Annotated in this window: 8 protein-coding genes and 1 tRNA gene; 4 read left to right on the top strand and 5 right to left on the bottom strand. The window is 44.0% G+C overall.

Annotation, left to right across the window (positions count from 1 at the left end; translation table 11 throughout):
• Nucleotides 1–64 precede the first annotated feature (64 nt).
• The 4 genes from QZX97_RS16075 to QZX97_RS16060 are packed head-to-tail and all read left to right on the top strand — an operon-like array spanning nucleotide 65 to nucleotide 2,628.
• Nucleotides 65–508 carry a hypothetical protein gene (locus QZX97_RS16075; RefSeq protein ID WP_295654986.1) on the top strand — a complete coding sequence of 148 codons (444 nt, stop codon included), beginning with the start codon at nucleotides 65–67 and terminating at the stop codon, nucleotides 506–508.
• A gap of 20 nt (nucleotides 509–528) precedes the next feature.
• On the top strand, nucleotides 529–1,191 hold the full coding sequence (locus tag QZX97_RS16070) for a hypothetical protein (protein WP_295664800.1): 663 nt from the start codon (nucleotides 529–531) through the stop codon (nucleotides 1,189–1,191).
• Nucleotides 1,175–1,972: an ATP-binding protein gene (locus tag QZX97_RS16065; RefSeq protein ID WP_295654983.1), complete on the top strand. Its 798-nt coding sequence runs from the start codon at nucleotides 1,175–1,177 to the stop codon at nucleotides 1,970–1,972. Before QZX97_RS16070 ends, QZX97_RS16065 begins: the two co-directional genes overlap by 17 nt.
• Nucleotides 1,973–1,980: 8 nt before the next feature.
• Nucleotides 1,981–2,628, top strand: coding sequence for a response regulator transcription factor (locus tag QZX97_RS16060; protein WP_295664799.1), 648 nt, complete (start codon nucleotides 1,981–1,983; stop codon nucleotides 2,626–2,628).
• Between the two features lie 64 nt (nucleotides 2,629–2,692).
• Here the strand turns inward: QZX97_RS16060 and QZX97_RS16055 are convergent.
• The 5 genes from QZX97_RS16055 to QZX97_RS16035 form a co-directional block, all read right to left on the bottom strand.
• Nucleotides 2,693–2,765, bottom strand: a tRNA-Lys gene (locus tag QZX97_RS16055).
• A gap of 283 nt (nucleotides 2,766–3,048) precedes the next feature.
• On the bottom strand, nucleotides 3,049–3,702 hold the full coding sequence (locus tag QZX97_RS16050; protein WP_295652231.1) for a YceH family protein: 654 nt from the start codon (nucleotides 3,700–3,702) through the stop codon (nucleotides 3,049–3,051).
• A gap of 46 nt (nucleotides 3,703–3,748) precedes the next feature.
• Nucleotides 3,749–4,141, bottom strand: a complete 393-nt coding sequence (locus QZX97_RS16045; RefSeq protein ID WP_295652233.1) for an RNA-binding S4 domain-containing protein — start codon at nucleotides 4,139–4,141, stop codon at nucleotides 3,749–3,751.
• Between the two features lie 7 nt (nucleotides 4,142–4,148).
• Nucleotides 4,149–4,310 carry a hypothetical protein gene (locus QZX97_RS16040; RefSeq protein WP_295664797.1) on the bottom strand — a complete coding sequence of 54 codons (162 nt, stop codon included), beginning with the start codon at nucleotides 4,308–4,310 and terminating at the stop codon, nucleotides 4,149–4,151.
• The coding region (locus tag QZX97_RS16035; protein ID WP_295664795.1) for a hypothetical protein at nucleotides 4,280–4,728 on the bottom strand (449 nt) is incomplete at its 5' end. The genes QZX97_RS16035 and QZX97_RS16040, both read right to left, overlap by 31 nt.

The following is a 4,728-nucleotide window of genomic DNA, read 5'->3' as shown; positions in this document are numbered from 1 at the left end:
TACAAAACGCTTTTGAAAACAATTATTCACCCTTTCCCTAACCCTTAATTATTATTTTATCAAAATGAGCAATACCCCTGCCCTCAGTTTCTCGTCGTTAAGGTATAACATTAGCGATATAACGCAACTCGTTGCCAATACGCCCGGAATAGAAAGCTTTTGTTTTTGTTATTTTTTCCCGGGCGGTACCGATAGCATCGGCCTGGTGGCTTACGCGTACATCGAACAAAGCGATAGTTACAATCCCGACTATGATACCCTAGATGTTGATGAAACAGATGTCCTGACCATAAACGGTCCCATCGTAATGACGAATAACGTCATCTCGATTGAAAATGTTCAAAAACTCATCGTCAACGCGTTGCCGGATGATTATCTGCTATTCATACCTACCGTCAATGCTGATAACGATATTTTTTATCACATTAAATTTTGCCAGGCTACTCCCGACGGAAGGGTACGCGGAGGTGGCGGAGACGATACCAACCCATCACCACCGGCAACCTAAAAAACACTTTATAAATCTACATGCCAAAGATTATACAGTTACTCCTTGACTGGTCCGAAGTGTGGGCGGTCTGTATCCCCGCAGCAATACTGCTCACCAAAAAACAGCCGGCCGTTCTTAAGCCGGTTGTTTTTTATGTTTGGACAGCCCTGGCCATCAACATCCTCATCGACCTTACCTGGAAACTGCGTAACGTTATACCTACTGAATATAATTCAAACAACTACCTGTATAATCTGCACTCAGTAATCAGGTTTTTTTTATTCAGTATTTTTTTTATCGGGTTAAAACAGCCCTTCCTCGTCCGTTTTAAAAAGCTTCTCCCATTTTTGTACCTCGTATTTTTAGTGGTCAACTTCGCTTTTTCCGAAGATTTTTTTAACTATTGGGCGTTCAGCAGCCGCCTGCTGTCAGTCGAAGCGATTTGTTTGCTTTTTTACGTATTGCAATATTATCTGTATAAAATAACCGAAAGCGTAGAAACCTACAGCTTTAAGGCCGATTTCTGGATTGTTACAGGTTTGGGCATTTATGTAACCATTAATTTCTTTATTTTCCTGCTTTATAACGATTTGGAAGTACGCATGCAAAACTTTGCGGTAACCTTATGGAACGTACACAACATTACCTACATTGTTTTTAATATTTTTTTAGCTAAAGGGTTCTATGAGTCTCGAAAATGAGGATATACGTTTTATGTTGGTGGTGGGCATAGCTGCCATGTTGTTGCTGTTCATTAGTTTGCTGCTCATCTTCATCTTCACACAACGTAAGCGCCTGCAATACCAACAATCGCTGCGCGACCTGCAAGACCGCCAACAACGACAATTGATCGAAGCAGCGGTACGCAGCGAAGAAACCGAACGCCACCGCATAGCCGAAGAACTGCACGACGAAGTGGGTGCCCTGCTTTCATCAACCAAACTGTACATCTACAGCATCAAAAACAAACATACCGAAGATGATGACAAGGGCCTTTACCGTAAATGCACCAGTTTGCTTGATGAGGCCATCATCAAGGTGAGGGGCATTTCGCATAACCTGCACTCGAGCATATTACAGGAGTTTGGTTTAAATGAAGCCATTAAACATTTTGCGCTAAAAATATCCAACGGTACCCACCTTGAGCTCAGTACAAACCTCGATTACAGCTATGTAACGCAACAATCAACCAACGATATTAACATCTACCGCATCATACAGGAGCTGGTAAACAATACACTAAAACACGCTCAGGCAAATAAAATATGTATCCGTTCGAAATATGAAAATAATTTGCTGATATTTTCTATTTTGCACAACGGAAAAGGGATAACCCAGCATGACTTTGAAAGCCTGAGATACAATAAAGAGGGATTAGGTTTAAAGAACATTCAAAACAGGATTATCCTGCTAAAAGGTGAGCTTAATTATTCGCAGGATAGCGCGGGTTTTAAGATCGACCTGACTGTTCCGCGAAACTGATACCTATCATGAACAAAATCAAAGTTGCTATAGCCGACGATTCGGCTATATTCAGGGAAGGGCTAAAAGTAACCATACAGCAGGATGAAAACCTGGATATGATGCTTGAAGCCGGCGACGGCGAAGAACTGGTGGCCAAGGTGGAAAAATTACGGCCCGATGTGATACTGATGGACCTGAAGATGCCCATTTTAGACGGTGTGGAAGCCACCAAAATCATCAAAACTAAATTTCCCGCCATCCGGATTTTGGCAGTAACCATGTACGATGATGAAAAGTTTATCATCCACCTGATGGAAAACGGGGCAAACGGATACCTGCTTAAAAACGCCCACCCTGAAGAAATGAGGCGGGCCATATACGCCGCCCACGAAAACGGTTATTACTTTAACGATGTTGTGAGCAAGGCCCTCCTCAAAAAACTGGTTACGGGGCAAAACATGAAACCTTCATTCAACAGCCATATCGAGTTTACCGACCGCGAACTGGAAGTTTTGCGATTGATATGCGATGGCCAAACCGCCGCCGAAATCGGTTCGAAAATATTTTTAAGCCCACGCTCGGTTGAAGGCATCAGGCAGCGCCTGATTGAAAAAATAGGCGTACGCAATACCGCAGGGCTGGTATTGTACGCGGCAAAGAATGGGTTGATATAAGCCCGCACCTTAATTTGCAAAACCATATAAATGAAAAAAGCCACCCGATTTGGATGGCTTTTTGTGATCCCGCTGGGATTCGAACCCAGGACCCCAACATTAAAAGTGTTATGCTCTACCAGCTGAGCTACGGAATCCTTTAACGCTTTTGTTTAAAGTGGTGCAAATATAGGACTATTGGGTATAAGGTGCAAGCTATTTATTAATATATTTCTAACTCCAAATTAACCCCCTAATAAACAGTATTTTGAACATTTAACATCTTGTTTTTACCCCGTTCAACTATTGGATAGGCCAGCTAAAACAAAAAATCCCGGCCATGTTTTATCACAACCGGGACCAAACCTTAACCTTTAATCAACAAACCAATTGATATACGGTTGCTATGTTGTTTTGGATTCCGCATCCGAAAATAATTTATCATCCCATTAATTCCTTCATCAGTTTATCAAAGGCTTCCTTCATTTCGGCCAGTTCCGTTTCAACTTTGGCCAGGCGCAACTCCAGGTCGCCAACGTTTCGGCGGGCGGGCTCATTGGGTTCGTCCTCATCGGCAATAACGGGTGTGCCACCCAATAAATGCACATAACGTACTTCTTTTTGTCCGGCTCGTTTTGGCAGTTGCTGCACAAATGGCATATCTGGCTGCGATAGTTTTTCTAACACTTCCTGCACTTCATCCAATGTTTCAAACTCGTACAGCCTGCCCGAGTTGGTGTTGATTTCGCCGGGTGTTTGCGGGCCTCGTAGTATTAGCAGGCAAATAACCGCCACCTCGGCCGGTACCACCGGGAAAACAATGGCAAAATTATGTTTGTATTTTACAGCCCGGCTTGAGCCGCCTGTAGCGGTGGATATCAATCCCCGCTTTTTGAGGGAATCCAATGCCAAAACAACCGTTTCCTCATCATAATCAACCACTGGCTTGCGCGATGTTTTTTGGTTGCAGGCGGTCGTTAGGCCATTCAAGGTCATGGGGTAATAGTCGGGCGTGGTTTTACATTTTTCCATTAGCGCGCCTAAAACACGCAGTTCGGTATCGTCCAATACCGGAATATTTATTTGTGCATCCATGCGCTAAAGTAAAAAAATGATTGAATGATTAAAGGATTGAGTGATTTTAATCAAAAAAATCATCGGTCAAATTGCCAATATCTCTGCGGTCTTTTTTAGTGGGCCGGCCCGCACCGCGGTCGCGCTTCAATACCGGCGCATTGAACATGGTTTTAAAAGCCTGTGTTTGTTCAACAGGCGTAATATCCTCATAAAAATTAACGGCGGTTTTAGCGTCCACCCTGCTCTCCAACAACCCGGTAACTTTCAGCACTTTGCGATCGGGCCCTTTCGACACATGGTACACTTCACCTACGCGCACTTCGTGCGAGGGCTTGATATTGGTACCGTTCAGCTTCACGCGCCCAGCTTTACAGGCTTCGGTAGCCAGTGAGCGGGTTTTAAAAGCCCTGATGGCCCACAGGTATTTATCTATCCTTAATTTCTCTTTCTCGGCCATAAACTCATTACTTCATGCTGAACATGGCTATCTTGCCGTTACCGCCTGCCAACAGTGTCAGTTTGCCGTGCTGCGTCTTAATGCAAACATTGTAACTGCCGCCATCTATCTTCGTCCAGGTGAGCCCTTCGTCCTTACTCAGGTACGTACCCGCGGTGCCGGTGGCCAAATATATTTTACCTTTGCAATTGCCCGCCGGTCCTGAACGCTTAAATGGCTGTCAAAATGTCTCTGATCGTTATAAACAATTTGCTTTGAGGAAGATTGAGAACTATTCGATCCCCGGGCCAATACCGCAAGAATAGAATCCTGATTTAGATTACCGCCGGCTAATCTTTCAGCTGCTTGTGTGGTTGAGTGGTTTAACATAAATTCATAGCCATTCTCACCACCTCGGAAAACACCATTGCCAATATATCCACCCGCAGCATGTCCGGGTATATGTTGAGATTGAGTTATGGCATTTTGTAAATCAGTTAATTCGGCAGCGGTAAATTTGGCTTTTAACTGTTGTTCCTGGATCAGTGCATCATTTAGTGTTTGCAGCTGGTCATTCAGGCTCGAGCGCAAGTCACTTTGTTGCTGAT

It is taken from the genome of uncultured Mucilaginibacter sp., assembly GCF_903893715.1.
In the GTDB taxonomy this organism is placed as follows: domain Bacteria; phylum Bacteroidota; class Bacteroidia; order Sphingobacteriales; family Sphingobacteriaceae; genus Mucilaginibacter.
This window is presented reverse-complemented; position numbering and strand designations above follow the sequence as displayed.